Source organism: Arthrobacter sp. Y3225116 (genome assembly GCF_059091245.1).
Window position 1 is genome coordinate 1 of record NZ_JBNHGL010000334.1, and the last position, 2511, is coordinate 2511.

General features: G+C 68.0%; 4 protein-coding genes. 1 reads left to right on the forward strand and 3 read right to left on the reverse strand.

Annotation, left to right across the window (positions count from 1 at the left end):
- On the reverse strand, window positions 1–792 hold a 792-nt coding region (locus tag AC5RV2_RS16960; protein WP_494093309.1), incomplete at its 3' end, for a hypothetical protein.
- 177 nt (window positions 793–969) lie between these two features.
- On the opposite strand from AC5RV2_RS16960, the gene AC5RV2_RS16965 reads away from it, so the two are divergent.
- On the forward strand, window positions 970–1218 hold the full coding sequence (locus tag AC5RV2_RS16965; RefSeq protein WP_494093310.1) for a DUF6458 family protein: 249 nt from the start codon (window positions 970–972) through the stop codon (window positions 1216–1218).
- Window positions 1219–1281: 63 nt separating this feature from the next.
- Here the strand turns inward: AC5RV2_RS16965 and AC5RV2_RS16970 are convergent, their stop codons facing one another.
- Both AC5RV2_RS16970 and AC5RV2_RS16975 read right to left on the reverse strand, forming a co-directional pair.
- Window positions 1282–1683, reverse strand: coding sequence for a hypothetical protein (locus tag AC5RV2_RS16970; protein ID WP_494093311.1), 402 nt, complete (start codon window positions 1681–1683; stop codon window positions 1282–1284).
- Between the two features lie 210 nt (window positions 1684–1893).
- Window positions 1894–2124, reverse strand: a complete 231-nt coding sequence (locus tag AC5RV2_RS16975) for a hypothetical protein (protein WP_494023904.1) — start codon at window positions 2122–2124, stop codon at window positions 1894–1896.
- Window positions 2125–2511: the final 387 nt, after the last annotated feature.

A 2511-nucleotide genomic window follows, 5' to 3' on the forward strand; every position in this document is an offset into this window, starting at 1 on the left:
CACCGCCGGCAGCTCGCCCAGCCGGTACCGGTTGTCGGCGAGGTCCTCCACCAGGGACATCGGCAGCACCAGCGGCGGCTCCCCGAAGGCGGTCCTGGTGGCTTCGATGACGCGCCGGCCCATCACGTGGTTGCCGGCACCACCGACGGCCGCGCCGATGCCGAAGGGAACGGCGCGGCCGAGCATCGCCGTCCCCTGCTTGGCCAGCAGTTTGGTCAGGAAACGCTTTTTCAGGCTGTCCACGAGCGAGCTGACCATGCCGGAGGGCATGCTGCTGCCCACCGCGCTGCCCCAGGCCCGCGACGGGTTTCCGCCGCGCCCGCCGGCCTGCCCGGCGAACTCACGGATCAGGGAGCTGCCCTCGTCGCCCATCAGGATGGCCATCACCAGGGCCTGGGAGCGCTCGGGGTTCTCGGTATCGATGCCATGCAGTTCGGCGATGGACTGGGCGAACAGGGCGGTGGCTTCCAGGAAGCCCACCGTCGCCACCGCGGAAAAGCCCAGTGCCGCCACCGTGCCAACGCCCGGCACGACGGCCGAAGCCCCCACCGCCGCGCCGCCGGTGGTCACCGCTGCCAGGTATCTCTTTTCCAACTTCGCGGCCAGCTCGGCCGGCGTCGCGTCCGGGTTCTTACGCCGCAGCCGGTCCAGGTTGGCCAGCACCAGCGGCCGCTGGACGTCCAGCGCCTTCATGATGGCGGTCGTCACGCCGGGCTTTGGGTTGCCGTGCTTGTCGAAAGCCGCATCGGCGGCGACCCGCATGGCTGGGTTGATTTTTCGTCCTCTGGCCACAAACCCTCCTGGAGCAAATCAGCACCGTGATGGTGTTCCGGCCTTAAGCGTAAGTCACCGGTTGCGGGACGATCCTCAAAACACCAAGTATGCTGACAAAGCACCGCGTACTTCCTGTACGACGGCCGGATGCAGCGCCAGCTGCGCCGGCCGCCCAACCTAAAGGAGTTGCTGGCTATGAGAATCGGATCATCAATCGCCTTGATTGCCATCGGCGCAATCCTGGCCTTCGCCGTCGCCGACGTCGTGGATTTCATCGACCTGACGCTGATCGGCTGGATCCTGATGGGCGTAGGCGTGCTCGGCCTGATCGTCTCCATCATCATGGCCGTTCCACGCCGCGAGCACCGCGTGACGGAAAGCCGCCGCATCGAGGATCCGCACACGGGCGAGACCATCCGGCGCGACGAAACCCGCGGCCTCTAGCCCCACAGGCTGAGGCAGCCGGCACGCGGCCTCCGCGGCCCGCGTGCCGGCCGGCCTCGCCGATCAGCGGGGTTTTTTGCTGCCCAGCGCCACGAGCGACAGCACAATCCCCGCCCCGCACACCAGCGTGGCCAGATAGGCCAGGCCCACGCCGTCCTCGCCGCCCATGCCCAGCGTCAGGCTGAGCGGCAGCCACAGCACGGCCCAGCCGAGCACCGCGAACAGCGGCGCATACCGCTCGCCGCGCGCCGTCCAGCGGTAGGCAAAAACCGCGAGGACAACGACGGCGATGGCTCCGGCCAGGGCGAAGCCCGCCAGCGTGCCGCCGCCCTCCGGGTCCTGCCGCGAGCCCATCGAGAAGGCCGTCATGGTGTCGACGGCCACGACGATGACGCCAACGGCGATGGCGAACTGCAGGACGTTACCGGCCTGGATCAGCAACATCCGCCGCACATCGGGCCTCATGCCGTTTTCCTCCCGTAGCTCCGCCCGCTCAGGGCGCCCTCTCCTGCCACCCTATATAAGGCACAGGGCGATATCAGGTTAAGAGTGCCCGGCCCACCGGGCGTCGGCTTCAGGACCGGCCTGCCGCTAACACGGCGGTTTGGTTGGACAGGGCAGTGCCCCGGCGGAATCTTCCACCGGGGCACTGGCCGGCGCCCTCGCGGGCAGGCGTTACCAGCGGACCTTTTTCTCGGGCGGTCCCTGCCGGCCGCTGGCGTGCTTCGGCTTGTGGCTGTTGCCGATGCTGTGCCAGCCGGCCAGGTCGCCGGCGTTGGCCGCACGGCGGGAAGCCAGCCTCGCCTGTTGGTCCTCGGTCAGTTTGGCCGCGGCGGCCGGGGCGAGGTGGATGTTTGGTTCACGGGATTCGGCGGGTTTTGGTGCCCGCGGATCGATGTCAGTCATGGCTCTCCTTCGGTATTTTCAGGAGCCTGCCGGGAACTGGTCCGCCGCACCGGTCGTCAAGACGGGACGCCACAATACCCGGAGCATCATCCGGGCGTGAGCGGGGGTGGAATCAGGGAACCACTCGCGAGGTACAGCCTCAGCAAGCCTTGTGTGGTGGTCGGCTTGACCGGTCCAAGACCTGGTTACTCGAAAATCAGAATTCCCATGGCGCACAGCCTAACAGCGCCGCAGGGCATCCGGTAGATTCAAGCAAAGGCCGGCGAGAAGGGGGACCATGTCCGCATCACAGTTCGACCAGCGGTACGACTCGATCTACCAGCGCGGCGGCGAAACGAACGGCACCGCAACGACGGGCGGCACCCCGCGGACCCCGGCGGCCCGGCC